A 26,732-nucleotide genomic window follows, 5' to 3' on the forward strand; every position below is an offset into this window, starting at 1 on the left:
CATCAATGACTGATAAAAAAAATCAACCTGAAAAACAGCAGCCAAAAGACAGTAAGCCAGAGTCTCAGGTATCACCGGCTCAGGGACAGACATCTTCAGGCACGACACAGCACACTTCCGGTTCTTCAGCAAAAACATCCACTCCAAAACAAAAAGATAAAGCAACACCAGGAACCGGGCTTGCCAAAACAGCCATTATTCTCAGCCTGATTCTTGCCGGTGGGATGGGGGCATATGTTTACCACATACAGAAGAATTATCAGACCCAGATAGCCAGCCTTCAGCAACAACTTCAGAATTCAGTCTCTGAACTCAATCAACAAGTCACCTCACAAGACCAATCGACCCAGGAAAAACTGGTCCAGACATCCAATAAATTCGATACACTGCTGAACCAACAGCAAAAAAGTCTTGAGAGCCTTCAGCTGGCACTGGCTGATATGAAGGGCCGTCGTCCGAATGACTGGCTGCTGGCTGAATCTGACTATCTGGTCAAACTTGCCGGAAGAAAACTCTTTCTCGAACATGATGTTCAAAGCGCGACATTGTTAATGGAAAGTGCAGATCAACGCATTGCCGCCCTGAACGACCCGAGTCTTGTGCCGTTGCGCAAATCAATGGCCCATGACATCACAACGCTCAAGGCCGTTCCGCTGATAGACAAAGATGGTTTGGTACTGCGTCTGACCAGCCTGCAACAACAGATCAAACAATTACCGCTCGCGAATGCAATTCTGCCGGACGCACCTGAAATACAGAAAGAAGAAGTGACTGAGAATATCAGTGACTGGCAACATAACCTGCTGACTTCAGCGAAAGATTTTGTCAATAATTTCATCACGTTCCGAACCAGAGACGGTAATGTCATTCCACTGCTTTCTCCAAAGCAGGACTTCTACTTAAGAGAAAATTTAAAAGCGAAACTGGAAACAGCAATTCGCGCGGTTTACGACGAACAGCAAGCGGTATACAGCACAGCGCTTTCAACTGCCAGAGAGTGGTCGGTGTCTTTCCTGAATCAGGAAAACAATCATGTACAGCAATTCAATCATATGCTGGAAACGCTCAGTAAGAAAAATATTCAGGTCAACTACCCGGTCAAACTGGAATCACAGAGTCAGTTGACTGATATTATTAATACACGTCTGCGCAAAGAAGTAACCAGTTTGACGGAGGATGATTCATGATTCGTTCAATCTTTCTGTTTGTTGTTCTCGGCATCGGTTTATTTGTCGGCACTCAGTATGCAGGACAGCAAGGCTACGTTTTAATTTCTGCTGCTGGTAAAACGATTGAAATGAGTGTGACATCACTTGTCGTCATGATTATTGTTTTACTGGCAATCCTGTTCGGCCTTGAATTTCTGATTAAAAAAGTCCTGAATACAACCACTTCAACCTGGAACTGGTTTGGTGAACGGAAGCTGAAAAAGTCCCGCCGGTTCACCAATGAAGGTATCGTCAAACTCATTGAAGGTGACTGGAAACTCGCAGAAAAAAAAGTCACCCGGTTGGCGAAAAATCATGATATGCCTTTACTATGCTATCTCATTGCTTCCGAGGCAGCATTAGAGCAGGGAAATAATCAAAAAAGGGAACATTATTTATCTCTGGCCTCACAGCAAAAAGATTCAACACTTGCTGTGGAACTGACGAAAGCGAGACAATACATTAAAGAGAAGAATTATCAGGCAGCACAAAAAATTGTCTCTGAGTTATCAACACATTATCCATCCAATCCGGTTGTGCTCACCCTGCTGAAAAGTACTTACTACCAGTTACAACAATGGCCTGAATTACTCTATCTGTTGCCTCAGCTCAAAAAACGTAAGTTAATTGAAGATGATGAATTACAAAAACTAAAAGTTGAAGCACATTGCCAACAACTCTCACAGGCAGCAAATCAACTGAATCAGGAAGGGTTACAGGAACACTGGAATCAACTTGCAAGAAAAACCAAATCACAACCCGAAATTCTGACGCATTATATTCGATTGCTGATTAAGCATAATGAAGATTCCCAAGCCTTCAAACTCATCAAAGAACAACTGAAAAAACAACCTGAATCTCTGTTAAGTACACTTCTTCCCGAACTCAATCTTGAGCCACCTCAGGCTGAATCTGCAATAAAGCTGCTTAAAGACATGGTTCAAAGTAATGAACATAATGCTGAAGCTCAGAGTGCCTTAGGCCGGTTCTATATGAAACAGCAACAGTGGAGCAGAGCTCAAACCTGTTTTGAAACCGCGTTAAGAGGCAGAAGTCAGATATCAGATTATCGTTATCTGGCACAAGCTCTGGAATACCAAAACATGGCACAGGCAGCTCACGATGTCAGTCAGAAAGCATTAAGCCTCGCAAGTGCTACAGATATAAAATGAAGAGACAACAGAACAAAACAAAACAAAAAGCCAGTAACACGCTTACTGGCTTTTTTATTTCATCAATCGCTTTAATTTCGTAAATATCTATATAGCGTGATAGCGTGAGAAATGACTATATCACACGGGAAAATTGTTGCTGCCGGGCCCTGTTTCGTAGATACCGGTCAAAACACATACAAATATTGCGAATGAGTAACCGCCCCCTTGGAGTCACCAAAATCACGTTGGGCGTTATTTTTACCAGACCATCAGTTGCGAAAGTCTGAAGCAACCCTAAATCTTCACTGAAATAACGATCGAACTGAATACCAAAATCAGACTGGATGGCTTTCTTGTCCAGTACAAAATTACACATCAGTTGCTTAATCACTTCACGCCGGATTAAATCATCCCGATCAAGAGAAACACCTTTCCACAAGGCATGGCGCTGTTCATCCACCTGATGATAATACTGCGATAGCTCTTTGTGGTTCTGTGCATACACATCACCAACCATTGAGATGGCAGAAACACCAAAACCAATCAAATCACAGTCGCCATGAATCGTATATCCCTGAAAATTCCTGTGCAGGCACCCTTGCCTTTGTGCAACGGCCAAATCATCATCAGGCACAGAGAAATGATCCATACCGATATATTGATAACCCGCACCGGTCAAATGCCGGATAGCAGACTGAAGAATATTCATTTTTTCCTGAGCAACCGGCAAGTCTGCTTCTTTTATTTTTCGTTGCGCTGCAAACAACTGTGGCATATGAGCATAATTAAAAACAGATAAACGCTCGGGCGCCAGCTGAATGACTTTCTTCAGTGTCTCCGTAAATGATTCGCAACTTTGCTTCGGTAAACCATAAATTAAATCAAGATTCACAGATCTGAAGCCAATTGATTTCGCTCGTGCGACTAAATCAATGATAAACGCTTCATCCTGCTCACGGTTAATCAATTGTTGAACCTGTTTATCAAAATCCTGAACACCGATACTCAGACGGTTAAAACCTTCCTGATATAAATGGTCCAGCAAAGTTACATCAATTTCCCGGGGGTCTATTTCAATGCTGATCTCAGCATCCGGGGTAAAATCAAACTCGGCACGCAACAGCGTCATTAAACGGCTGATTTGGGCTTCGGTCAGAAAAGTGGGCGTACCACCACCAAAATGTAACTGCACAACCTCCCGATTCTGCAGCTGTAGCAGAGAGGCCCTCTGACGAATTTCCAGCTCTAAAACATCCAGATATTCATCAGCTTTGTGATGATGACGGGTCACCAGTTTATTACAGCCACAGTAGTAGCAAAGCTTATGACAGAATGGAATATGAATATATAACGACAATGGACGCTCGGGATACTGAGTACATGCCATGTCGAATTCAGCAATAGTAAAAGCTTCATGAAATTCTAAGGCAGTCGGGTACGAGGTGTAGCGGGGCCCGGAGTAGTTGTACTTATCCAACATATCCTGGTCCCATATGACCTGCTGATCCAATATTGCTCGTTGAAACATATTCATTTATTCCGCACTCAACACTGAAAGTGTATTTTGCCACACAGATTGGGTCTCGAGTTGAATAAGAAAACAGAAAATCTTAGTAATCGTCTAAACTGTTACTCAGATCACTGAACTCATTCATTTGCACCACGACTAAATGGTTTGAACCAGAATTTGGTTATCTGTTGCCTTTAAATCTTTCCGGAGCTGATGTAACTCCTGATTAATAGCTTCATGAAGCCGCTCTTCCGCTTTCATACGACTCAGGTTTTGCTTCATGCGCTCCTGCTTAGGCAATGCCTGTCGCGCCTCACCTCGCGCCATATCTTTGACAATATGATACAGTTCGCTGATAGCCGGGTAGGTTTGCTCAAAGTCGACCCGTTGCTCTCCCTGAACATAATCCATAATACAGTAGATTCGGATACTTAGTTCAGACAGGTCACATTGCCCCTGAATACCAACCATACATAAAGTGTTCACATTATCAAAAATATTCGCGTTTCTCTTTTCAACTGCCAAAGCCTGATGCTTTGCAAGCAAAGCTTTCTGCTTTTTCAGTTTGAATAACAAATATCCGGCATAAACAGCCAAAACCAGAATAATGATACTGCCAATGACCACAAGTACGGTTAAATTCATTCTCGGCTCCAGAGATTACAATTTATCAGTGTCCAGATCGGTAAACTGCTGTAACAACTCATCTTCATCCGACAGTCCTGAAAAATCAGAAGTATCCGGCTGGTCATCATCATCTGGTGCCTGAGTATCCATCTCTTCCAGTAAACCAAGTTGTTGCATCAATTGCTCGATCCGATCGAGCTTTTCATCGACATACTTTTGTAAACCTGCACCAAGCTTTTCACCGTTCTCCAAACGCCCCAACAGCACCTGTAACTGCGCATCATTTTCCAGCTGTATTAATTCCTGTTCAGCAGAAAGACGTCGCTCCTGTTTGGTTTGTTTTTTGGGCGCATCGACAATGAGAGGAACCTTTTTCTTACTCCCCAGACGCGGATCTCCGTGTTGATTGCTTTTTACAAAATCACCTTCAGCGCCCTGAGAGTGGCGGCTTCCGGTTTTTAATCCTTTTCTTTTCTTTTCTTTTTTTCTCAGACGACCTTCAATATCTACATTTTTACGGTTACTTTTCCGTGCAAATACAAGATCACCATTCACACCTGTTGTTGTTACTTTTCTGCGAGTCATGACAAGCCTTTCCTCAGTAAAATTACATCACGCCCGATAAATTCAAGTTCAAGCTTATCCCGCTCAGCTAAATACCGGAATGTTTTCTGGCTGAAAAAACTCACGTGGGTGAGGTCATTTTTATAGTGCCAGGTTGAAAATGCATCCTGACTTTCAACTAATTTCGTCATTAAACCAATATATCCACCAGGTTTCAGCATGTTTAACCATTGCAGCCAAACCTCTCCGGGATGATATAAATACTCAATCACTTCTGTTGCCGTAATAAAATCATAGGTTGATGATAGAGCCGATATATTGTGATGGTAAAAAAAATCGTACAGCGTTGTCTGGTGACCAGCTTCTTCCAGCATGACTGACAACGTCGGTCCCGGTCCACATCCATAATCCAGCCCTGAAGATTCGGGCGGCAAACGTTGCTTCAGCGGCAGACACAAGCGAGACAAAAACCGCCTGTATCCGGGATCAGAAGGATGATTCTCATGCAAATCATAGATGGCTTTTTCTTCGTCTGCCTCTAAACGATAAGAGGGAGCAACACTCACCAGGGCACAGCAAGGACACTGCCAATATTCACGCCGTTTATCCTGATGATAAAACTGCAAAGAAGAAGCGTCACAAAGCGGACAACTATGCATGCGCACTCCGGATTAGAGGATCATTAACCATAAGGATGCGGAACATACCAGAAACTGAGAAAATAGTGGAGTCAGTATACCGACTTTTTCAGGCTTATTTATAAAAAAAACGACAGGAGAACCTGTCGCTTTCTAATTCTGCTTTCTGAGCAGAAAATGATTCGGGCACATAACTGTGCACAACTTTCCATTTGTTATTCGTGCTTTCCATGCATAAACATCGTTTGTCATCATCCTGATGAATTTTAACTGTCCATGAAAACTTCACTGTTATGGGCACTTCCGTGTCCTGGTCCTTTCCACGCTTCTTCCTGAAACAAATAGACCATCCATATCGGGTACAACGCCTTGTCGACCCTGAAAGGCTATCACAAAGACTATTCGCGAAACCCACGATCAAATTTACCTGAATTTTCAGTAAGAACAACGTGCCTGCTTTGTTTATTTATCACACTTTGAAACAATTTTTTAAAAAATATTAAAAATCAGATGATTAAATTAATCAAACCATAAACAGAGGATGTATTTATGGGCAATCTCTTACAAAAATCATCAGAAAAAAAGAAAATTATCCGATAATCGACTACTGCGTCCGAATACGCTCTCATGAATCATAAAGATAATCATCCTCTCTTTTGAACTATCCAGCTATCAAGAGTATTCATGATATACTCAATGCTGTTCCAGACTTTGCCACAATGGAGTTTACTTTGAGTGTAAAAATTAACTATCAAAACACACACTTTATTACCAGTGCCCCGGATATTCGGCACTTACCTGAAGATCAAGGCATTGAAATTGCGTTTGCCGGCCGCTCAAATGCAGGGAAATCAAGTGCGTTAAACCGGCTGGCTAACCAGAAAAGTCTGGCGAAAACCAGTAAAACACCCGGCAGAACTCAGCTTATAAATTTATTCAAAGTCACTGAGGATTGTCATATTGTCGATTTACCGGGATATGGATTCGCTCAGGTTCCCATTGAGATGAAAAAGAAATGGCAGAAATCCCTGGGAGAATACCTGCAAAAGCGCCAGTGCCTGAATGGTCTGGTCGTTTTAATGGATATCCGTCATCCAATGAAAGATTTGGATCAACAGCTGATTCACTGGGCAGTTGAAAGTCATATTCCGGTTCAGGTTCTGCTCACCAAAGCAGATAAGCTGAAAAGTGGTGCCAGAAAAGCACAACTGCTGAAGATCAGAGAAGCTTCACTCGCATTTTGTGGTGATGTCAGCGTTGATTTATTTTCTTCTTTGTCAGGCATCGGTGTTGACACATTACGCAATAAACTTGATAGCTGGTTTTCACCGGCTTTGACTTCCGGCTCCGATCCTGATGCGGATGAAGTTTAATTTCCTCAGCTAAAACATCACTATCATTTCATCAGTCCTCCACAACCAGAAGATGCTTGAGTATCAGCACAAATAAAAACCCCACCTTCCTGGCGGGGTTAACGGGAGAGATAATGAACTTTTTGTTATTTGTTTTTGTGCCACTAGAAGCATCGTTCAATATCAAGAATATTGCAATCCCGAATTAATAAATTTAACAGTCAAACAATTTAAAACCTATCCTATTGATAATAAAGATAAAAGTATTAATTTTATATCTTTATTCACAAATAGAATTAATTAATTTGTGACAAACAATTAATTACAAATTCGTTATATACATTCATTTCATTCAAGATAGCCGACATCGGAACAGACGGAGAAGAAAAACGGAGAGAGAAGACACGGAAAGGTCTCAAAAGCGAAGATTTAAGCTTTAGTATCAATATGTTAATACAATAAAAAACGCCCCAGTCAAAAACTGACTGGGGCGGCTGAAACAGCCTAATCCAATAACGTGAAACAAAAGGTCTGAAAGATAGAACATCTTACCTCTGTACCCTACGTCATTTAATGTACAATATACTGATGAAAAAAGAAACCCTTTTTGTAATTAATTTTCATATTTTATTTTATCAAAATACATAAGGTCATGATTCATCCTTGTTTTTTTCAATTAAAAAAAAACTGGCGTATAAACACCAGTTATTGATTTAAATAAGATTAAGATCACACATTCAACAGGTGAATACACTTAACCAGGACAAACCTATTCATTTTAAAGTTAAAAATGGTTAATGCGCTTGTTCCCAGCTTTCGCCATCACCACATTCAGCCAGTAACGGAACATTCAGCGATGCGGCTGACTCCATGAGTTTCTGTATTTTACTTTCAATTTCGGGTAAAAATGACTCTTGGACTTCAAATACCAGTTCATCATGAACCTGCATCAGTAAACGAACTCTGCCCTGCCCTTCATCTTCAATCCATTGGTCAACTAATAACATCGCTTTTTTGATAATATCCGCTGCGGTTCCCTGCATCGGTGCATTAATTGCCGCCCGCTCAGCAGCCTTACGCCGCATTCCGTTTCTTGAACGAATTTCAGGCAGATATAAACGCCGGCCAAACAGAGTTTCAACGTAACCATTCTCACTCGCTTTGGAACGGGTATCTTCCATATACTGCATCACACCAGGATAACGCTCAAAATAGGTATCCATATAGGATTGCGCTTCTGCCCGCGAGATCCCGAGCTGTTTCGCTAAACCAAATGCACTCATCCCATAGATCAACCCAAAATTAACGGCTTTGGCACGTCGGCGGTGTTCACTTGAAACCTCATCAATATGAACCCCTAAAATCTCAGCCGCAGTTGCAGCATGGATATCCTTTCCTTCACGGAAAGCATCCAGTAAGGCCTGATCACCAGAGAGATGAGCCATGATTCTTAACTCAATTTGAGAGTAATCGATAGCAACAACTTTCCAGCCTTTTTCCGCAATAAACGCCTGACGGATTCTCCGGCCTTCTTCATTACGGACCGGTATATTCTGTAAGTTTGGATCGGTCGATGATAAACGCCCTGTCGCCGTCACTGCCTGATGATATGACGTATGAACCCGTCCGGTTGCAGGATTGATCATTTTGGGTAATTTATCGGTATACGTTGATTTGAGCTTAGCCAGTCCCCGGTACTCCAGTATTACCTGAGGTAACGGATAATCTAAAGCCAGCTCCTGTAAAACCTCTTCATTGGTTGAAGGTGCACCGGATGGCGTTTTCTTCACTACAGGTAAGCCCATCTTATCAAACAGAATAACCTGCAATTGTTTGGGAGAACTGAGATTGAATTCTTCACCTGCTATCTCAAAAGCTTTTTGCTCAAGTTCCGTTAATCTGACCGAGATTTCCTGAGACTGAGCATGAAGTAACGAATCATCAATTAAGACCCCTGTTCTTTCCATTCTGGACAAAACAGGAACCAAAGGAACTTCGATCTCTTCATACACACGCTTCAGCTTCGGATTTGCTTCAATATTTTCGGTTAAGCGATTGTGCAGACGTAAAGTAATATCAGCATCTTCAGCAGCATATATACCTGCCTGTTCCAAATCGATTTGATTAAATGTCAGCTGATTTTTACCTTTACCGGCAATCTGTTCGAACGAAATACATTGGTGCTGCAGAAAACGTAATGCCAGACTATCCATATCATGACGTCCGCCGACACTGTCGTAAACGTAGGATGCCAGCATGGTATCATGACGTATCCCGCGCAGTTCGATGTCGTAACGGGCCATGATACTCATATCAAACTTCAGATTCTGCCCGGCTTTTGCCAGGTTCTCATCTTCAAGCAGCGGTTTCAGTTTCTCTAACACCCACTCCCTGCTCAACTGCTGAGGTGCATCAAGATAATCATGAGCCAGCGGTACATAAGCAGCTTCTCCCTCTTCAGTTGCGAAAGATAAACCAACCAGATTAGCTGTCATGTAATCCAAACCATCGGTTTCAGTATCAAATGCAAATAAAGATGCCGCTTTCAATTTATCCAGCCAGGATAAAAATGTCGCTTCATCCAGAACTGTCTGGTAACCGGACTGATCGATTTTGACGGCTGAGGTATTCACCTGAGATGAGGATTCATTCTGAGTATTCCCGGATGATGGCGCAGACTCCGCATTTTCGCTGCCTTCAGTCAGCTCATTCAACCATGACTTAAATGCCAGCTGGCTATACATCTCTGTCAGAGTATCTTTATCCGGATCTTGTTTAACTAATGCGTCCGACGTTTCGTCCAGAGCCACATCAAGCTTAATCGTCGCCAGCTGATAAGAAAGCAAAGCATCATCTTTATGCGCTTCAAGCTTTTTCGCCATACTTTTGGCGCCCCGAAAGCTCAATTCTGAGATTTTATCAAGGTTTTGATACAGCGTATCCAGTCCGCCGATTCCCTGAAGTAATGCCTTCGCTGTTTTTTCTCCAACCCCGGGGACACCCGGAATATTATCGACCTTATCACCCATTAATGATAAGTAATCAATAATCAGTTCGGGTGGGATACCAAACTTTTCAATCACACCCTCACGATCCAGAATGACGTTTGTCATCGTATTGATTAACGTCACATGCTCATTGACAAGCTGAGCCATATCTTTATCACCGGTACTGATTAAAACAGGTATACCAGCCTGCGCGGCCTGAGTGGAAATTGTACCAATCACATCATCGGCTTCCACACCCTCTATCGCCAGTAATGGCAGCCCCATAGCACGGATAATTTTATGTAGCGGCTCGATTTGATTGCTCAATTCATCCGGCATGGGTGGCCGGTGCGCTTTGTATTGTGGATAAATATCATCCCGGAAAGTTTTTCCTTTTGCATCGAAGATGACGGCAATCCGATCAGATGGATATTGCCGTAGCATGCTGCGAATCATATTCACAACGCCATAAATTGCATTCGTCTGAATGTTACCGTTGCTCATCGTTTCAGGATAAGCATGGAATGCGCGATACAGATAAGATGAGCCATCAATAAGAATGAGAGGATTATCAGGAATTTGAGCCATAGTCTGTTGGTATCCAAATTTTTCGGGAATCACAAGCAGGCCTTAGAATGCCACTTCTGTCTTCAGGATGCTACGCTCTGAATTACTTTTGGTTGAAATGAGCAGAATCATTGAAAGATGGGGGAACGGTATTTTGTGGATAAGTCTGTTCATACTTTTTTTCGTCCGTAAATAGACACGGACAAATATGCAATAAAAATAGAAATAAGACATTGATTATTAATAAAAAATAAAAAGATCTGTGTAAATGACAACGATCCTTTTGTGATCAATAGCTGTGGAAAAGTATAGCTTTTGTACAATGAGGGACTTTTATATATCGTAAAAAAAGAAAAGCGATATTCAAATATGAATATCGCCTAGCATAAGGAAGAAAGTGATTTATGTGACAAATCGCTTTCCTGTAAAGCTATAAATTACACTGGAAGCAATGTGAGCAATGTCGTGCCAAAAAGAATGAATATGCCTGACTATATTTCGTTTATGAATATACAGAACAGCAAGTGCATTCCCTATGACGAGGTTAATAATAACCATTCTCACTTGAGAGTCAAGTGCAAATAAGAATTAATATCATCATTTCTTTAAATTGCTGACAACCGTCTCATTTGATTCAGCCAACCATTGTGCAACATCTTTCGCAAAATACGTGAGAATACCGTCAGCGCCTGCTCTTTTGAAACACAACAAAGATTCAAGAACTGTCTCTCTTTCTTTCAGCCATCCATTCATGATGGCAGCTTTGTGCATCGCATATTCTCCTGAAACCTGATAGGCAAAGGTAGGCACCTGAAGCTCGGATTTAACCCGGCGAACGACATCCAGATAAGGCATACCTGGTTTCACCATCACCATATCTGCCCCTTCCTGAATGTCCATTGCAGCTTCCTGAAGCGCTTCATCACTGTTTGCAGGATCCATCTGATAGGTTTTTTTATTCCCACCTTTCAGATTTGCAGCAGTTCCGATAGCATCACGAAATGGGCCATAATAGCAAGATGCATATTTTGCTGAATAAGCCATAATTTGTGTATTGATATAACCTGCATCTTCCAATGCCTGTCTGATGAGCCCGATTCGTCCGTCCATCATATCCGAAGGCGCAACAACATCAGCACCAGCTTCAGCATGAGAAAGAGCCTGGCGAATCAAAACTTCGGTTGTTTCATCGTTGAGTATGTAACCTTCCTCATCAATAATTCCATCCTGACCATGCGTTGTGTATGGATCCAGCGCAACATCAGTAATGACCCCCATCTGAGGGACATGCTCTTTTAATTCACGGACAGCACGCTGAATTAATCCTTCCGGGTTAAAAGCTTCAGCGGCATCCAGACTTTTAGCATCCTGATTTACCATAGGAAACAAAGCGATCGCAGGAACACCAAGCCCGGCAAGATATAAAGCTTCTTCAATCAACAGATCGATCGACAACCGTTCTATTCCGGGCATAGATTCAACAGGTTCACGGCGATCTTTACCCATCAGGATAAACACCGGGTAGATTAAATCATTGACTGATAATGTATGTTCTGCCGTCAAACGACGACTAAAATCATGCTTACGGACACGACGCATCCGGCGACCGGGAAACTGACCAAATACAGAAACTGACACGCACTTCTCCTTATCTTTTATCATCAATACTCAGGCCACAAAGCTCAGACTTTTGAACTCTGTCTGAGTGATTAAAATCATATACCCAAACCACCTGAACATACATCATTCAGCGCCAGCCGAAAGATGGTTTGGGTATATCACTCCACTGATTCTCCACCATACAACAATCATGAAAAATCTTCATACCCCGTTCTCCCCTGTTTTCTCAGGATATTCCGGTATACTAAGCAACACAAATCCGAATATTCAGACAAAACTATGATTGATACACATGCCCACATCTATGCCAGCGAATTTGACCCGGATCGTGACGACGTCATTCAGAGAGCACGACAAGCGGGAATAGAAAAGATCCTGATGCCAAATATTGATCCCGACTCCATAGCACCAATGCTTGCCACCGAATCTGCATATCCGGATTTCTGCTATGCCATGATGGGGCTTCATCCGTGTTATGTCGATCAAGACTATCAGCAGAAACTCGCTCTTATCGAGCACTGGTTTGAGCAACGGGATTTCATCGCTGTGGGTGAAATTGGCATCGATTTGTACTGGGATAAAACCTATAAAAAGCAGCAGGAAATAGCCTTTATTACCCAACTACAGCTGGCAAAACAAAAGCAGCGCCCGGTCGTGATCCACACCAGAGACTCGATTCAGGAAACACTGGCACTGGTGCAACAAGAACAGGATGGTTCTCTGCGGGGCGTTTTTCACTGCTTTGGCGGAACACGGGATGAAGCACAACAAATCATTGATTCCGGGTTTCATCTGGGCCTTGGCGGTGTGACCACATTTAAAAATGGCGGGATGGATCAAGTCGTCCCGCATCTTGACCTGAGCCATATCATTCTTGAAACTGACTGCCCTTATCTTGCGCCCGTTCCACACAGAGGGAAACGCAATGAACCGACGTACACACAGTTAGTCGCAGAGCGCATTGCGACACTCAAGTCATGTTCCCCGGAAGATGTGGACCGCCTGACCACACAAAATGCCAAAACGCTTTTCAGGCTCAGCTGATAACACGGGCCGACTGGCCAACAAAAGCTTTGGGCCATCAATCTGGTGACACGGTTTTTTTAATCATTGAACGGTGTCACTTTCAGTCTCTTTCCGGGTATAAAAACGGGCAAAAAAGATACCGACTTCAAACAGTAAACACATCGGGATAGCTAATAATGTCTGTGAAAAAATATCCGGAGGCGTTAACAACATCCCCACAATAAACACACTGACAATGATGTAAGGGCGTTTGGACCGGAGAGTTTCCGGAGAGGTAGCCCCTGTCCAGCACAACAAAATAATTGCAACCGGCACTTCAAATGCAATGCCGAAAGCCAAAAACAGGGCCAGCACAAAATCCAGATAACTGACAATATCTGTCGCATATTCCACGCCACCTAAAGAAATCGCTGTAAAGAACCCAAAAATCAGCGGAAATACGACATAGTAGGCAAACGCCACACCACAATAAAACAGTAAAGTACTGGAGAACATCAGCGGCATCACCAGACGGCGTTCACGTTGATATAAACCCGGTGCAACAAAAGCCCACAGCTGGTAAAGAATATAAGGTACTGCAATAAATACCGACACAATTAAAGTCAGTTTCAGTGGTGTGAGGAAAGGAGAAGCGACATCCGTCGCTATCATCGTTGCACCCTGAGGTAACCGCTCAATTAAAGGACGGGAAACAAATTCATATATATGGCTTGAAAAATAAACCAGTGCGATGAAAATCACTAACACCGCACCCATACTTCGCAAAAGACGATCACGAAGCTCAAGCAGATGACTGATTAAAGGTTGAGTCTGTTCTGCGGATGACATAATGACGATGACTCCTGACAGCAATCAAAACAGTCAGTAATAACTCACTATTTTGAAAACAATTCTATGCTAAGATTCCGGCTTTTTTTCCGTTGCTGACGTATCAGGTACGCTTTCTGCGCCAGAGGTTAAGGCTTTTTTCTCACGCTCAACAGCATCATCTACAGTTTCTTTTACCTGGTTGACAGAAGACTCAAATTCAGAAGCTTTTTTTCTGATCGTCTGTTCTGCATCTTGTAAATCTTTCTGAATCTGATTGAGCTCAAGCTCACGGTTTAACTCATCTTTGACACTGTTGGCCATTTGTCTCGCTGTGCGGACAAAACGGCCTACAGAGCGAATCGCAGATGGCATCCGTTCCGGCCCTAACACGACTAAAGCAACAACGAAAATTAATACCAGCTCCCAAAAACCGATATCAAACACGATTAGGCCCTACTCTTTATCCTGATGACTCTGTTCCTTTTGATGACTCAAAGGCTGACCAGATTTAAGAGCATCTTCATCAGACTTATCCTGTTGTAGTTTATCAGGATCATCATCAGAAATAGCCTTCTTAAAACCTTTAACGGCACCACCTAAGTCACTTCCCATACCGCGAAGCTTCTTTGTTCCAAACAGTAAAACCACGATCACAGCAATAATCAATAATTGCCAGACACTAATTCCACCCATCCTTTACTCTCCTTTTGAAGTCATATTTCTATTTATAATCGTGGTGCACCTGAATCATTGAGTTTATCGACGATAAAGTACCCAACTGCACACCCAACTGATAGTACCACCAATCAAAGTGCTAACAGAAATATCAACATGATCATTCACTGCAAAAATTGCGGAGCAAATCATCAATGTGGCACCAACTCCGAGGAAAAATTTCCCCGTTCCATGTTCCCGTTTCACCTGACGGTAGTTTTGATACATCAGATCAACCCGTTGATTCATCACCCGTCCCTGTTTCAGACTCTCATAAACCAGTTCGGGAAATTCAGGTAATTTCTCAGCCCAATATGGCGCTTTCTCTTTGATAGACCGGACGATAGCCTCCGGACCAACCTGCTGTCGCATCCATCGTTCAAGAAAAGGTTTTGCTGTCTCCCATAAATCCAGTTGTGGGTAAAGCTGACGGCCAAGACCTTCAACATACAACAAAGTCTTCTGCAATAAAACTAACTGTGGCTGAACTTCCATATGAAAGCGCCGGGCCGTATTAAAAAGATTCAGTAAAACGTGACCAAATGAAATCTCACAAAGTGGCTTGGCAAAAATAGGTTCGCACACAACCCGGATTGCACTTTCAAACTCATCAATATTCGTGTCAAAAGGCACCCAGCCAGACTCTACATGTAACTCAGCTACCCGCCGGTAATCCCGGTTAAAGAAGGCCAGAAAATTCTCAGCCAGATAACGCTTATCTTCTTTATTCAGTGTGCCGACAATCCCGCAGTCCAAACCAATCCATTGAGGATTTTCGGGATGATGCGGAGAGACAAACACATTACCAGGGTGCATGTCAGCATGGAAGAAACTGTCTCTGAAAACCTGTGTAAAAAAGACACTTACTCCCCGCTCCGCCAGCAATTTCATATTGGTTCCATTCGCCCGTAATCCTTCGTGGTCAGAGACCTGAATACCATAGATACGTTCAGAAACCATGACAGTCTGGTTACTCAGCTCAGAAATAACTTCCGGAATATATAACTCATCACTGCCTTCAAAATTGCGCCGCAACTGAATGGCATTCGCAGCTTCACGCCGCAGATCCAACTCATCTCTGAGGGTTTTTTCATATTCCTGAATCACTTCAACCGGCTTCAGACGACGCGCTTCCGGCAATGTTTTTGCCACCAACCGGGCAAGACGGAACATCAGCTTAATATCCGCCTTAATCACTGGCTGGATATCCGGTCGAATGACTTTAATCACGACTTCAAGTCCGGAAGATTTCAACGTCGCAGTGTGAACCTGGGCAATGGATGCCGACGCCAGCGGACTGACCTGAAAATCATCAAACCAAGTTTCAACAGGTCCACCTAACGCCGATTCAATTTGCTGCCTGGCCAGCTCACCGTCAAACGGGTCCACTTTGTCTTGCAGCAACGCCAGCTGATCAGCGATATGAGGCGGGAATAAATCCCGGCGGGTCGACATCATCTGACCAAACTTAATCCACACAGGCCCTAACGCCTGTAATGCAAGCCTTAAGCGCTCACCGATAGGTTTTTCCGGATGACGGTTTTTCAGCCAGAATAAAGATTTTCGGGCCAGCATCGGTGCTTTCAATAACTGGTGATGAGGCAGGAGTTCATCCAGTCCAAATTCCAGCTGAACTTTAATAATCCGGTAAAGTCTTTTGATTTCTGTCGGCGTCATTGTTTGTCTGCTACCTGATTATCAATGTTACGCGATACGTGCTGAATACGGGCTTCCAGCCGGGCAAGCTGGCTATGTAAATCATCCACCTGATCACAAAAGTCAGCGACTTCAAGTGGTCCGGGTGCAATACGCCACTCTTCCGTAATGACCTGTCCAAGATGAGATTGGTGCCGGATTAACTCTGCCTGAAAAAAATGGCCCAAATCTTTGGCTCCACGCACAACAGAATGCGCAACAACATCTCCGGTTAACCGGGACAACCATTCTTCCGGGTCTGGCTGACACTCCGTAAGCAATACGGAAAAGTTTTGTGCTAAACGCATATCGCCTTCCAGAACCAGTTCATCTGCTTTGATCAACCGGGTAATATTTGCCTGCTCTTTCAGCTGTGGTAACACACTCAGTTTCAGAGATAAAAAACAATCCGGTTGCCCTTCATAACCATTCAGAACATCAACCTGCTGACTGAACACAAAAGTCAGTGTTTGATCCAGTTCTTTCAGATGAATTTGAACAGACTGCCCCTTGAGGCGGGCAGCCTGACGAACAAGCATGGGATCATCCTGAATTAAACGATTCAAAACCGTTTCAATTGTCGCGGTAATCAAAGATGAAAATGGCATAAACCAGACCTTTAAAAATGTGTAACCACTAAAATTTATAACCCCGGTGCAGCGCAACTATCCCGCCCGTCATATTGTAATAACTCACCTGTTCGAAACCGGCTGTTTCCATCATGGCCTTCAATGTTTCCTGATCAGGGTGCATCCGGATAGACTCAGCCAGATAACGGTAACTATCGGCATCATTTGCAATCAGCTGCCCCATTTTCGGCAAAATATGAAACGAATAGGCATCATACACTTTTGACAGGGGTTCAAAGACAGGCTTGGAAAATTCTAAAATCAATAAACGGCCACCCGGTTTAAGTACCCGAAACATCGACTGAATCGCTTTCTCTTTATCAGTGACATTTCGCAAACAAAAACTGATAGTGATACAGTCAAAATAATCATCCGGAAAAGGCAGTTCTTCTGCATTCGCCTGTACGTAATGAATATTACCGACAAAGCCTTTATCACGTAGCTTATCCCGGCCAACACACAACATTGAGTTGTTGATATCTGCCAGAATAACCTTGCCTGAGTCACCGACAATCCGGGAAAATTTCGCGGTCAAATCACCGGTGCCGCCGCCTAAATCAAGAATTTTCTGTCCGGGTCGGGCACCACTACAATCAATCGTAAATCGTTTCCATAAACGATGGATACCACCAGACATCAAATCGTTCATCACATCATACTTTGCCGCAACCGAATGAAATACCTGTGCAACTTTACGCACCTTTTCATCTTTATCTACGGTTTCGAAACCAAAATGTGTGGTTTCCTGAATATCGTCTAGTTTTTCTGATTGCACACCAATACCTACCTTAAACTATACAAACAGCCTGTAAATAAAAGCCGTTTCCTGAGATACGCGGCTCCCGCATCAGGAGATCACCACCGTACCTTTTCATCATGTTGATTCAGTCAAAGACCGCAGACAACGCAAGACTTACCCAAAACCAGATTTCCCTGAAACAGTCGCCCGGAAAAAATATCAACATCTTTGAGATAACCAAATTGAGAATTAGTTTACTTTATCCCTTTCGGGATGTCTTTGTGCAATCGACAGATTTTCTTCCGGGTCGTCCTGAGCGTCACTGACCAGCTTCGGAGAAATCGGACGTTTCACCTCAACACCAAGACTTTTGAAGCTTTCAGCCTGACGAATCAGATTACCACGACCAGTTGACAGTTTTTTCATCGCACCGTGATAACTTTGTCCTGCTTTCTCGAGTGCTTGCCCAAGTCCATCCATATCATCAATAAATAACCGCAGTTTGTCGTAAAGTTTTGCGGCTTTATCGGCAATAACCTGAGCATTTTGGTTCTGATATTCATTCCGCCATAAATTATCAATCGTTCTTAAAGCCACGAGTAAAGTAGTCGGGCTGACAATAATAATGTTGTTCTCCATCGCATCATTCACCAATGATGGATCGGCCTGAACAGCGACCTGAAATGCCGGTTCAACCGGGATAAACATCAAAACATAATCAAGAGAGTGAACACCTACTAACTTTTGATAATCCTTGCGCCCCAGCTCCTTAATATGAGAGCGGATGGCGATCAGATGTGCCGACATTTCTCTTTCCCGGTCTTCATCTGCTTCTGCATGGAAATAACGTTCATAGGCGACCAAAGCCATTTTAGAATCGATCACGACCTGCTTTTTATCCGGCAGGTTGACGATCACATCGGGCTGGTAGCGCTTACCAGCCTCATTATTTAAGCTTATCTGCGTCTGATACTCATGCCCTTCTCTGAGACCAGATTCAGCCAAAATCTGCGCCAGAACCACTTCTCCCCAGTTCCCCTGCTGCTTGTTATCCCCTTTCAGCGCCTGAGTCAGATTGACGGCTTCTTTTGCCATTTGTTCATTCAGGCGTTGCAGATTTTTCAGCTCATGCACGAGTGTATGTCTTTCTTTCGCTTCTGAACTAAAACTGTCGTTGACCTGCTTTTTAAAACCTTCGAGCTGAATTTTCAGCGGATTCAATAATCCCTCCAGGCTCTGACGGTTTTGCTGATCAACTTTTGCCGTTTTCTCCTCAAAAAGCTGACCGGCCAGATTTTCAAATTGCTGTTTCAGGCGCTCTTCAGCCCGCTCCAGCAACTGGATTTTTTCCTGGCCTGATTTCAGCTGTGCTTCATACTTTGCATTGAGCTCGCGCACTTCTCCGTTCAACCGGGCATTCTGCTCCTGCAACTGATTCATTCGTTGCAGCAACTGTTCCCGTTCCTGCTTAATGACTGAATACTGTTCCAGCTTTTCACGTGCAACCATCAGTTGACCATGCAGTGACCGCGACTCAATCGCTGACTGATCCTGAAGCCTTTCCAGCTCATGTACATTATCCAGAGACGACTCCAGCTGATGATTCAGCTGTGCTACTTTCTGATCACTGAGCTGCTGCTGCATCTCCGATTGCTGCCGGAGCTGAGATATCGTCATTTGATACTTTTGTCTCAACCCAAACCATGTCAGCCCACAAGCCCCGAATACACCGCCCAGAAAAGCAATTAACAATGGCTGGTTCTCAATTATCCAATGCATGATGACATCACTTTTTTATCTTTTATTCCCCATTTGATGGTATTGCGATACTGGATATCTGTCCAGTAAATAAAATATCACCACTTTCCGATTCATGCCGGGCGTGCAATAATCATGCGATCACATAACCGCATGAAACATTCAGGGAAGCATATGACTGCAACAGCCTATCTTTATGAACTCAACCAACAATATCTGACCTTGCACCGCACAAAAGAAGACTTCTTCTGGGAAACCTATATGGGAACCAGTGATGATCATCAGGGATCAGCACAAGCTCAGACGAAATGGACAGAATTCCTCAGTCAGGCATCAAAAATTCCCGAGCTCAGGCAGCAAATCCTCAACGCAGAATCTATTGCGGATCCAGATGAAAAACGCAGCACAGTCACCGGACTAAAAGGCTGGCTGACCATGTTTGAAGCACATGCACTCGAATCTGAAAAAGCACAAATGCTGAAAAAAGAACTCATCGACTTCGAAGCAGCATTGTTTGAAAAGAAACAAAATCACACGATGACTTACCGCGATGAGTCAGGTGAACTTAAAGAGGGCTCACTGCCTTTACTCGCATCAGTTATCCGCACCAGTGATAATGAGGAAGTCAGGCAGTCTGCGCATCAGGCCTTACTGGATCTAGAGCAGTGGCTGCTCAGCAACGGTTTTCTCGAATTGGTCAAACTACGCAATCAGTTTGCCAAAGCGATGGGGTATGACACATTTTTTGATTACTCGGTGCAAAAAACAGAGCAAATGACAACGGATCAATTATTCAGGATTCTGGATGATTTTGAATGCCGGACAAGAGACTGTCATCTTAACAGCCTGAAAGATTTGAAGAATCAGCAAGGCACTCAGGCTCTGCTCGGCCATAACTTTATCAATGCTTTCTCCGGCGATGTTATGCGTGAACTGGATCCGTACGTGCCATTCTCCAGGTCATTACGCCGCTGGGTTGAATCATTCAGCCGTCTGAACATTAATTATTCCGGTGCTGATCTAACGCTTGATTTACTGGATCGCAAGGGCAAATATCAGAATGGTTTCTGTCATGGTCCCGTCCCTTCATTCTACAATCAAAATCAATGGATTCCGGCGAAGGTGAACTTCACCAGTAATGCAAAACCAGATCAGATTGGCAGCGGATATTCAGGGATTAACACGCTCTTCCATGAAGGAGGCCATGCCGCACATTTTGCCAATGTAAAGATGAATGCGCCTTGTTTTTCTCAGGAGTTTGCTCCGACGTCAATGGCCTATGCAGAAACACAATCCATGTTCTGTGACAGCCTGCTGGAAGATGCTGACTGGCTCAAACGCTACGCACATGATGCAGAAGGTAATCCGGTACCGGATGAAATCATTAAGGCAATGATCGACAGCCGACAACCATTCCGGGCATATCAGGAGCGAAGCATTCTGGTTGTTCCTTACTTTGAGCGCACTTTATATCAGCTGAGTGACGAAGAACTTACCCCGCAAAATGCAACGCAACTGGCCAGAAAAATGGAAGCACAGATTCTCGGTCTGGAATGCAGCCCACGTCCGCTCATGGCGATCCCTCATCTGCTCTCAGATGAATCTGCCTGTTCTTACCAGGGGTACCTGCTTGCCCATATGGCTGTTTATCAAACCCGGGCACATTTCCTGGCAAAATATGGTTATTTAACCGACAATCCGGAAATCGGCCCGCAACTGGCAGAACATTACTGGCATGCGGGAAATAGTGTGTCCCTGAATGCGTGCATCGAAAGTTTATGTGGCGAAGGCTTTAATGCCAAATATCTGGCAGATGAGTGTAACCTGTCGGCAGAGCAATTGTGGCAATCAGAACAACAAAAAATCCGGGCATCAGCGACACGAAAACAAAACCCGGTCATCCCTTTGAATGCAACAATCAAGGTTGTTGATGGGGATAAAGAGCTGGCATCCAATACCGGTTCGGATATTGACATGTGTCAGCAGTTTGAGAAATATATTACGGAAACATACGGTTGCTAAGCAATCTGTAACCTTCAGAGCATACCAACTCTCTGATTTATCATGTTCAGTCACGACTGCCGGGCATCAAATGGCCCGGCAATTCGTCATCACCGTTCTCTCCCGCTAAAAGGTTGATGCGTATCTGTGTTCGATATCTGCCTCGTGAGCGACAATCAGGAACCGATCTTTATTACTCAATTATAGGGAATACCATCTTATACCCAGGATGAAATAACAATATAAAAAATCTGGCTACTATTATTTTCAGCTTTAAATTTAAAATTATTAATTGATATATTTATTATTAAAAAATACTATAAATATGCCTTAATTCTTTTTTCTGATAATCTTTCTATCGCTTACATCAAACATTAAATAAAACAACATTCCAATAATAATAAAACCAGTAAATAATTATATTACAACAATGGACCAGAAAAATTCACTCAAATCAGATTCAACATTTGATTCAGCGGGCAGGCAAGAAGACTGACAGACATAAGGTGAAGCATATCCTGAAACCTATGAACCGTCAGAAAGCCAGCTGCGATAGGGAAATGAATTATTCAGAGTACCGGTAATATATAACCAGGTATACCCATAATTGAAATCACTAATTATTAGAAACCAAATAACGAAACACAGGATAGATAATGAAACTTAAACAACATTCAATCAGAATAATGATGCTTGCGTCGTTATCTGTTCCCGTTACTTTCACGTCAGTTTATGCATCTGAAAATTCAGATCTTACCACTACCTCAGAAAGTATCTGCACAGATACAACGGCTTATTTTTGCGAAGACTTTAGTGCCGGAAATACAGATAACTGGAACTTGCTTCCTGAAAACGAAAACGCTTTTGTTCCTGATGGTCAGTTTGATTTAGTGACCGATCAGGACAATACCATGCTCAGGTATACCGCCGGCAGTAAAGGTGGCGTCATTGCCTTGGTGAAACCAGAAGCACTCAGCAAATTAAATAGTGCGGATTATTATGTTGAAGCAAAGATCCGACCACGAAAAAACAGCACTACCGCGAATAAACAGCTCTATTTACTGGGCCGGTATCAGGACGGTAATAACTGGTATGCCGGCGCTTTGAACGTTCAAAATTCAACCAACAGCACTCAGGTTGAAATTGCGGTCATGAGTGAAGGTAAGCTCTCCCGGGTTAAACGGGCCAAAGTGCCTATTTCACAAGGCACGGCAGGCGCACTGGACGGCGACTGGCACCAGCTCAGGTTTGTCATGAAAGATCAAACCCTCACCGTCTATTTTGATGGTGATAAAATTGCTTCAACAACTGACACTCAACTCTCATCTCAGGGATTAATCGGCCTGTGGACATCGAATAAATCATTTGAAATTGATGATATCAATGTCGGTAATGCGGATGAAGAACCAGCATCATTGACCATTGACAGTGAATTACTTGAATATGCAGCCGATGCCGGAGACGAAGCAACAACCATTCCGGTCAGCGCCACAACCCGGGACGGAGAAGCAGACACAATCACAGTCACATCTGGTGACAGCACAGTTGTCAAAGCCGAACTCCTTGACGGCAATATCGTATTAACACCGCTCTCTCAGGGGAAAGTTACGGTCACAATCACCACAGGCTCCGGCGTATCAAAATCAATTCATGCCGTCATTGCTCCGGCCTTTGAGATGCCAACAGCGACTTATTCTTTCACTGATCAGTTAGCTCCTGCGGCACAAAGCTACAGTGTTTATGAAGATACAACATTATCTGTCACGTTTGATTCTCAACCAACCAAAGGCATTGGCTCGGTCCGGATTTATGATGCTGATGACGATACACTGGTTGACCAGATTAATGTTGATACCGATGAAGACAATATTGGTTATAAACAACTCAGAACCATCAAAACACATTCTGTCAGAATCGTTGGTAATGAAGTCCATATCACACCTCATGCAAATGCTTTGAAGCAGGGGAAAACATATTATGTCGTGATTCCTGAAGCGGCGTTGACTGGTGCAACTCTGGCCGGTAAAACGTTTGCCGGAATTGGCAGAAACAGCAACTGGGTGTTCACAACCCGGACAAATAAGCCAGACGTAAACAAAACATTCCTGATCGTCGATGATGATGGTTATCAGGCTGATTTCCGCTCCGTGCAAGGGGCTATCAATTTTGTTCGCCAATACCACGATACTGAAACACCAATGACCATTTTGGTGAAAGCCGGTATTTATGAAGAGCCAATTTATGTTTACGGACAAAAAAATCTGACCATCATGGGAGAGGGCCGGCAACGAACCATCATTACCTACAAAAATAATGAGCAGCTGAATTCAGGTACCAACGCACGCGCATTGTTCCTGGCTAAAGATGTCGATCTGCTGACTTTGCAGGATTTAACACTGAAAAACACCACCCTGATTGGTGAAGGCCATCAGGCTGAAGCTTTATATTTCAACAGCAATGAAGGTCGCTTGATTGCTTACCGCAGCAATTTCATCAGTGAACAGGACACACTGATGCTGAATGGCTGGACATGGTTCTACAAATCCATGGTGGCAGGAAACGTTGACTTCATCTGGGGTTACACCCATGCATCTCTGTTTGAAAACAGTGAAATCCGTACATTGGGTGATTCCAGAGGCCAAAATAATGGCGGCTATATTTTGCAGGCCAGAGTGAAAGACGAAAATGATAAAGGATTTGTGTTCCTCAACTCAATTCTGACCAGAGCAGATAGCGAAAATGGTTACTCCGTCGCTGATGATTCAGTCTACCTTGCACGCAGTGGCGGGTGTCCCGGATGCTATGACAATATCGCATTTATTAACACATGGATGGATGACCATATCCGTAAAACAGGGTGGCTGGATAAGCCGGCACCAACCCCGGAGACTGCATCCTCGACGGCAGGCTGGCGTGAATTTAACAGCATGAACATGCTTGGCTATCCACTGGATACCTCTCAACGTCTGGAAGGCACTTATCAAATGACCTGGGAAGATGTGCTGACTGATGGCTACCTGACCCGTCAGCAAATTTTTGCAGACTATAATGACGGCGAAGGATGGTTCCCTTATCCACCAATTCCTGAATATCACTGGCATGGCTGGATGAACTGGTTTGATATTATCAGGCTGTAACCTACAAGATATGCCTGTGCTGATCTGATCAGCACAGGTTTTTTTGTGTCATTCACCTCATCATGATTCTCCGCTGTCTTTGACAAAATCAAAGGTGCAACAGACAAATTGTTTGCGTATATTGGTCGACTCAAACTGTATTCCTGTACGAAGCAAAAATAAGCATGAATGAGAAACGCGCACTGTTTTTCGGATTAGCCGCCGTCATCTTATGGTCAACCGTAGCAACCGCTTTTAAGCTAACTCTGGCAGTATTTACTCCGGTTCAGATGCTGGTCATTGCCGGTGTCACTTCGTCATGTGTCTTGTTGATTCTCTGTTTCATTCAGGGAAAAGCGACAGACATCATTCCGACATTTTTAGCTCAGCCAGCCAGTTTCATTCTTTCCGGCCTGATTAACCCGTTAGGCTATTATCTTATTTTGTTTAAAGCATATGCCCTGCTTCCCGCTTCTCAGGCACAGGCCATTAACTATAGCTGGGCAATTACCTTAACGATTATGGCTGCCATCTTTCTCAGACAGCCAATCCGGCATAAGGACTATCTCGCAGCTGCAATCTGCTATCTGGGCGTTTTGGTGATTGCCACGCAGGGCAATTTGCTGACACTTCACTTTCAAAGTCCGGCTGGTGTCGGACTGGCTTTACTGTCCACACTGCTCTGGTCAGGTTACTGGATTTTGAATACCAAAAATAAAGCAGATCCCATTATCAGTATTTTGCTTGGTTTTTTGGTTGCACTCCCGCTGATGATAACTCTTGCCTGCTATGAACAGGCCGACTGGACAACGCAACATCTGTCCGGCTGGCTGAGTGCTGTTTATATTGGTGTGTTTGAAATGGGGATTACTTTTTTTCTCTGGATCAGCGCGCTTCGTCTGACTCAAAATACCTCACGCATCAGCAACCTGATTTTTATCTCGCCCTTTCTGTCTCTGATATTTCTGGCAACGATCATTCATGAACCTATCCACATCTCGACAGTGGTTGGCTTAGTGATTATTATTACCGGCCTGATCATTCAGCAGTATCAGAAAAAACGTAAGAAACATTGAACTAATTACAATTCTATTGGTTTAAATGCTGAGAAGCTTCATACGGCTTCACCGATTAACAAGATTTATCAACGCATTGCATTCAAAAAGGTCAATCATGAAACTAATAAAAGCCTTAATCTCAGTTCTGTTGCTGACAAACCTGTGTTTTGCAAACGCATACGACGATGGCTTGAAAGCATTAAAATCCGGGGATAAAGAAAAAGCACTGGCGCTTTTTAAACAGAGTAAAAACCCACTTGCCTTAATGAATGTTGGTGTTTTTTATACCCAACAGAAGGATTACAAAGAAGCATTAAACTGGTATGTCAAAGCAGCTGAGCTAGGTGATCCTGTTGCCCAGGCAAAAACCGGCAGTCTCTATGAAAGAGGAATAGGCACGAAAGCTGATTACAGAAAAGCAGCAGAATGGTTTTATAAAGCAGCCAAACAAGGTAGTGCGATGGCACAGCACAACCTTGCTAATATGTATATGGATGGCCGTGGTGTGAAAGAAAGTCATGAAAAAGCTTTTAAACTATATACACTGGCATCAAAGCAGGGTATGACTTTTTCAATGTATAAACTGGCAAGAATGTACAGAGATGGCATTGCTACCAAACAAGATTATCAGGAAGCAGCTAAGTGGTATCAAAAAGCTGTCGATGGAAGAGATACCAATAGCGCCCTTGAGCTCGGTATGCTTTATTATCAGGGTACCGGGTTGAAAAAAGATCAACCACTGGCCTTTAAATATATCGAATTTTCGGCACGGGCAGGAAACAAGAAAGCACAAGACAGAATAAAGAAAATATGTAAAGAAAACAGTGAACTGTCATCAAAATTCACCTGTAAACACCTGGATGTCTTTGATAAAAAAGCCGCTGACACCAAATAGTTCACATATGTCATATTGAATACCAAGCTAATCCTGTGCAGGGAATGATATGAATAAAACCATA

Annotated in this window: 21 protein-coding genes; 8 read left to right on the forward strand and 13 right to left on the reverse strand. The window is 43.4% G+C overall.

Annotated features, from left to right (window positions below; genetic code table 11):
• The first annotated feature begins 5 nt into the window (after positions 1 to 5).
• Positions 6 to 1,187 carry a uroporphyrinogen-III C-methyltransferase gene (locus OCV29_RS17035; protein ID WP_073604310.1) on the forward strand — a complete coding sequence of 394 codons (1,182 nt, stop codon included), beginning with the start codon at positions 6 to 8 and terminating at the stop codon, positions 1,185 to 1,187.
• Entirely contained in the window at positions 1,184 to 2,380 is a 1,197-nt protein-coding gene (locus OCV29_RS17040; RefSeq protein WP_073604311.1) for a heme biosynthesis HemY N-terminal domain-containing protein, read from the forward strand. Before OCV29_RS17035 ends, OCV29_RS17040 begins: the two co-directional genes overlap by 4 nt.
• Positions 2,381 to 2,495: 115 nt before the next feature.
• Here the strand turns inward: OCV29_RS17040 and hemN are convergent, their stop codons facing one another.
• The 4 genes from hemN to OCV29_RS17060 all read right to left on the reverse strand — a co-directional run bounded on the left by hemN (position 2,496) and on the right by OCV29_RS17060 (position 5,722).
• Positions 2,496 to 3,890 (reverse strand): oxygen-independent coproporphyrinogen III oxidase, encoded by a 1,395-nt coding sequence (gene hemN, locus OCV29_RS17045; RefSeq protein WP_073604312.1) that lies wholly within the window; start codon positions 3,888 to 3,890, stop codon positions 2,496 to 2,498.
• Positions 3,891 to 4,028: 138 nt separating this feature from the next.
• On the reverse strand, positions 4,029 to 4,517 hold the full coding sequence (locus OCV29_RS17050) for a DUF2489 domain-containing protein (RefSeq protein ID WP_073604313.1): 489 nt from the start codon (positions 4,515 to 4,517) through the stop codon (positions 4,029 to 4,031).
• A 15-nt stretch (positions 4,518 to 4,532) separates the two neighbouring features.
• A complete protein-coding gene (gene yihI / locus OCV29_RS17055) occupies positions 4,533 to 5,084 on the reverse strand; it encodes a Der GTPase-activating protein YihI (protein WP_073604314.1) in 552 nt (183 codons plus the stop codon).
• Entirely contained in the window at positions 5,081 to 5,722 is a 642-nt protein-coding gene (locus OCV29_RS17060; protein ID WP_261887344.1) for a class I SAM-dependent methyltransferase, read from the reverse strand. The genes yihI and OCV29_RS17060 overlap by 4 nt, the downstream gene beginning before the upstream one ends.
• Positions 5,723 to 6,420: 698 nt before the next feature.
• Here OCV29_RS17060 and yihA point away from each other — a divergent pair.
• Positions 6,421 to 7,074 (forward strand): ribosome biogenesis GTP-binding protein YihA/YsxC, encoded by a 654-nt coding sequence (gene yihA / locus OCV29_RS17065; protein WP_175561552.1) that lies wholly within the window; start codon positions 6,421 to 6,423, stop codon positions 7,072 to 7,074.
• Between the two features lie 773 nt (positions 7,075 to 7,847).
• Here the strand turns inward: yihA and polA are convergent.
• Both polA and hemB read right to left on the reverse strand, forming a co-directional pair.
• On the reverse strand, positions 7,848 to 10,628 hold the full coding sequence (gene polA, locus OCV29_RS17070; protein ID WP_073604316.1) for a DNA polymerase I: 2,781 nt from the start codon (positions 10,626 to 10,628) through the stop codon (positions 7,848 to 7,850).
• Positions 10,629 to 11,204: 576 nt separating this feature from the next.
• Positions 11,205 to 12,245 carry a porphobilinogen synthase gene (hemB, locus tag OCV29_RS17075; RefSeq protein ID WP_073604317.1) on the reverse strand — a complete coding sequence of 347 codons (1,041 nt, stop codon included), beginning with the start codon at positions 12,243 to 12,245 and terminating at the stop codon, positions 11,205 to 11,207.
• Positions 12,246 to 12,506: 261 nt separating this feature from the next.
• Between hemB and OCV29_RS17080 the strand changes: the two genes are divergently transcribed.
• Positions 12,507 to 13,271: a TatD family hydrolase gene (locus OCV29_RS17080; RefSeq protein ID WP_073604318.1), complete on the forward strand. Its 765-nt coding sequence runs from the start codon at positions 12,507 to 12,509 to the stop codon at positions 13,269 to 13,271.
• A 63-nt stretch (positions 13,272 to 13,334) separates the two neighbouring features.
• Here the strand turns inward: OCV29_RS17080 and tatC are convergent, their stop codons facing one another.
• The 7 genes from tatC to rmuC all read right to left on the reverse strand — a co-directional run bounded on the left by tatC (position 13,335) and on the right by rmuC (position 19,619).
• Entirely contained in the window at positions 13,335 to 14,081 is a 747-nt protein-coding gene (tatC, locus tag OCV29_RS17085; RefSeq protein ID WP_073604319.1) for a twin-arginine translocase subunit TatC, read from the reverse strand.
• A gap of 69 nt (positions 14,082 to 14,150) precedes the next feature.
• Positions 14,151 to 14,507 (reverse strand): Sec-independent protein translocase protein TatB, encoded by a 357-nt coding sequence (gene tatB / locus OCV29_RS17090; protein ID WP_073604320.1) that lies wholly within the window; start codon positions 14,505 to 14,507, stop codon positions 14,151 to 14,153.
• A gap of 9 nt (positions 14,508 to 14,516) precedes the next feature.
• Positions 14,517 to 14,756, reverse strand: coding sequence for a Sec-independent protein translocase subunit TatA (gene tatA, locus OCV29_RS17095; protein ID WP_073604321.1), 240 nt, complete (start codon positions 14,754 to 14,756; stop codon positions 14,517 to 14,519).
• 63 nt (positions 14,757 to 14,819) lie between these two features.
• Positions 14,820 to 16,454, reverse strand: a complete 1,635-nt coding sequence (gene ubiB / locus OCV29_RS17100) for a ubiquinone biosynthesis regulatory protein kinase UbiB (protein ID WP_073604322.1) — start codon at positions 16,452 to 16,454, stop codon at positions 14,820 to 14,822.
• Positions 16,451 to 17,080 (reverse strand): ubiquinone biosynthesis accessory factor UbiJ, encoded by a 630-nt coding sequence (locus tag OCV29_RS17105; RefSeq protein ID WP_073604323.1) that lies wholly within the window; start codon positions 17,078 to 17,080, stop codon positions 16,451 to 16,453. The genes ubiB and OCV29_RS17105 overlap by 4 nt, the downstream gene beginning before the upstream one ends.
• A 28-nt stretch (positions 17,081 to 17,108) precedes the next feature.
• Positions 17,109 to 17,876 carry a bifunctional demethylmenaquinone methyltransferase/2-methoxy-6-polyprenyl-1,4-benzoquinol methylase UbiE gene (gene ubiE / locus OCV29_RS17110; RefSeq protein WP_245796886.1) on the reverse strand — a complete coding sequence of 256 codons (768 nt, stop codon included), beginning with the start codon at positions 17,874 to 17,876 and terminating at the stop codon, positions 17,109 to 17,111.
• 213 nt (positions 17,877 to 18,089) lie between these two features.
• Positions 18,090 to 19,619 carry a DNA recombination protein RmuC gene (gene rmuC, locus OCV29_RS17115; protein ID WP_073604325.1) on the reverse strand — a complete coding sequence of 510 codons (1,530 nt, stop codon included), beginning with the start codon at positions 19,617 to 19,619 and terminating at the stop codon, positions 18,090 to 18,092.
• A 153-nt stretch (positions 19,620 to 19,772) separates the two neighbouring features.
• Here rmuC and OCV29_RS17120 point away from each other — a divergent pair, with 153 nt between their 5' ends.
• The 4 genes from OCV29_RS17120 to OCV29_RS17135 all read left to right on the forward strand — a co-directional run bounded on the left by OCV29_RS17120 (position 19,773) and on the right by OCV29_RS17135 (position 26,668).
• Positions 19,773 to 21,620: a M3 family metallopeptidase gene (locus OCV29_RS17120; protein ID WP_073604326.1), complete on the forward strand. Its 1,848-nt coding sequence runs from the start codon at positions 19,773 to 19,775 to the stop codon at positions 21,618 to 21,620.
• Positions 21,621 to 22,255: 635 nt separating this feature from the next.
• A complete protein-coding gene (locus OCV29_RS17125) occupies positions 22,256 to 24,736 on the forward strand; it encodes a pectinesterase family protein (protein WP_073604327.1) in 2,481 nt (826 codons plus the stop codon).
• Between the two features lie 164 nt (positions 24,737 to 24,900).
• Positions 24,901 to 25,791 (forward strand): DMT family transporter, encoded by an 891-nt coding sequence (locus tag OCV29_RS17130; protein ID WP_073604328.1) that lies wholly within the window; start codon positions 24,901 to 24,903, stop codon positions 25,789 to 25,791.
• 97 nt (positions 25,792 to 25,888) lie between these two features.
• Positions 25,889 to 26,668 carry a tetratricopeptide repeat protein gene (locus OCV29_RS17135; protein ID WP_073604329.1) on the forward strand — a complete coding sequence of 260 codons (780 nt, stop codon included), beginning with the start codon at positions 25,889 to 25,891 and terminating at the stop codon, positions 26,666 to 26,668.
• The last annotated feature ends 64 nt before the right edge of the window (positions 26,669 to 26,732 follow it).

It is taken from the genome of Vibrio aerogenes, assembly GCF_024346755.1.
GTDB classification, from domain to species: Bacteria; Pseudomonadota; Gammaproteobacteria; order Enterobacterales; family Vibrionaceae; genus Vibrio; species Vibrio aerogenes.

Coding starts and splice junctions, on each gene's coding strand:
- OCV29_RS17035 (WP_073604310.1), top strand. CDS start 6: ATGACTGATAAAAAAAATCAACCTGAAAAACAGCAGCCAAAAGACAGT.
- OCV29_RS17040 (WP_073604311.1), top strand. CDS start 1,184: ATGATTCGTTCAATCTTTCTGTTTGTTGTTCTCGGCATCGGTTTATTT.
- hemN (WP_073604312.1), bottom strand. CDS start 3,890: ATGTTTCAACGAGCAATATTGGATCAGCAGGTCATATGGGACCAGGAT.
- OCV29_RS17050 (WP_073604313.1), bottom strand. CDS start 4,517: ATGAATTTAACCGTACTTGTGGTCATTGGCAGTATCATTATTCTGGTT.
- yihI (WP_073604314.1), bottom strand. CDS start 5,084: ATGACTCGCAGAAAAGTAACAACAACAGGTGTGAATGGTGATCTTGTA.
- OCV29_RS17060 (WP_261887344.1), bottom strand. CDS start 5,722: ATGCATAGTTGTCCGCTTTGTGACGCTTCTTCTTTGCAGTTTTATCAT.
- yihA (WP_175561552.1), top strand. CDS start 6,421: ATGGAGTTTACTTTGAGTGTAAAAATTAACTATCAAAACACACACTTT.
- polA (WP_073604316.1), bottom strand. CDS start 10,628: ATGGCTCAAATTCCTGATAATCCTCTCATTCTTATTGATGGCTCATCT.
- OCV29_RS17080 (WP_073604318.1), top strand. CDS start 12,507: ATGATTGATACACATGCCCACATCTATGCCAGCGAATTTGACCCGGAT.
- tatC (WP_073604319.1), bottom strand. CDS start 14,081: ATGTCATCCGCAGAACAGACTCAACCTTTAATCAGTCATCTGCTTGAG.
- tatA (WP_073604321.1), bottom strand. CDS start 14,756: ATGGGTGGAATTAGTGTCTGGCAATTATTGATTATTGCTGTGATCGTG.
- ubiB (WP_073604322.1), bottom strand. CDS start 16,454: ATGACGCCGACAGAAATCAAAAGACTTTACCGGATTATTAAAGTTCAG.
- OCV29_RS17105 (WP_073604323.1), bottom strand. CDS start 17,080: ATGCCATTTTCATCTTTGATTACCGCGACAATTGAAACGGTTTTGAAT.
- rmuC (WP_073604325.1), bottom strand. CDS start 19,619: ATGCATTGGATAATTGAGAACCAGCCATTGTTAATTGCTTTTCTGGGC.
- OCV29_RS17120 (WP_073604326.1), top strand. CDS start 19,773: ATGACTGCAACAGCCTATCTTTATGAACTCAACCAACAATATCTGACC.
- OCV29_RS17125 (WP_073604327.1), top strand. CDS start 22,256: ATGAAACTTAAACAACATTCAATCAGAATAATGATGCTTGCGTCGTTA.
- OCV29_RS17130 (WP_073604328.1), top strand. CDS start 24,901: ATGAATGAGAAACGCGCACTGTTTTTCGGATTAGCCGCCGTCATCTTA.
- OCV29_RS17135 (WP_073604329.1), top strand. CDS start 25,889: ATGAAACTAATAAAAGCCTTAATCTCAGTTCTGTTGCTGACAAACCTG.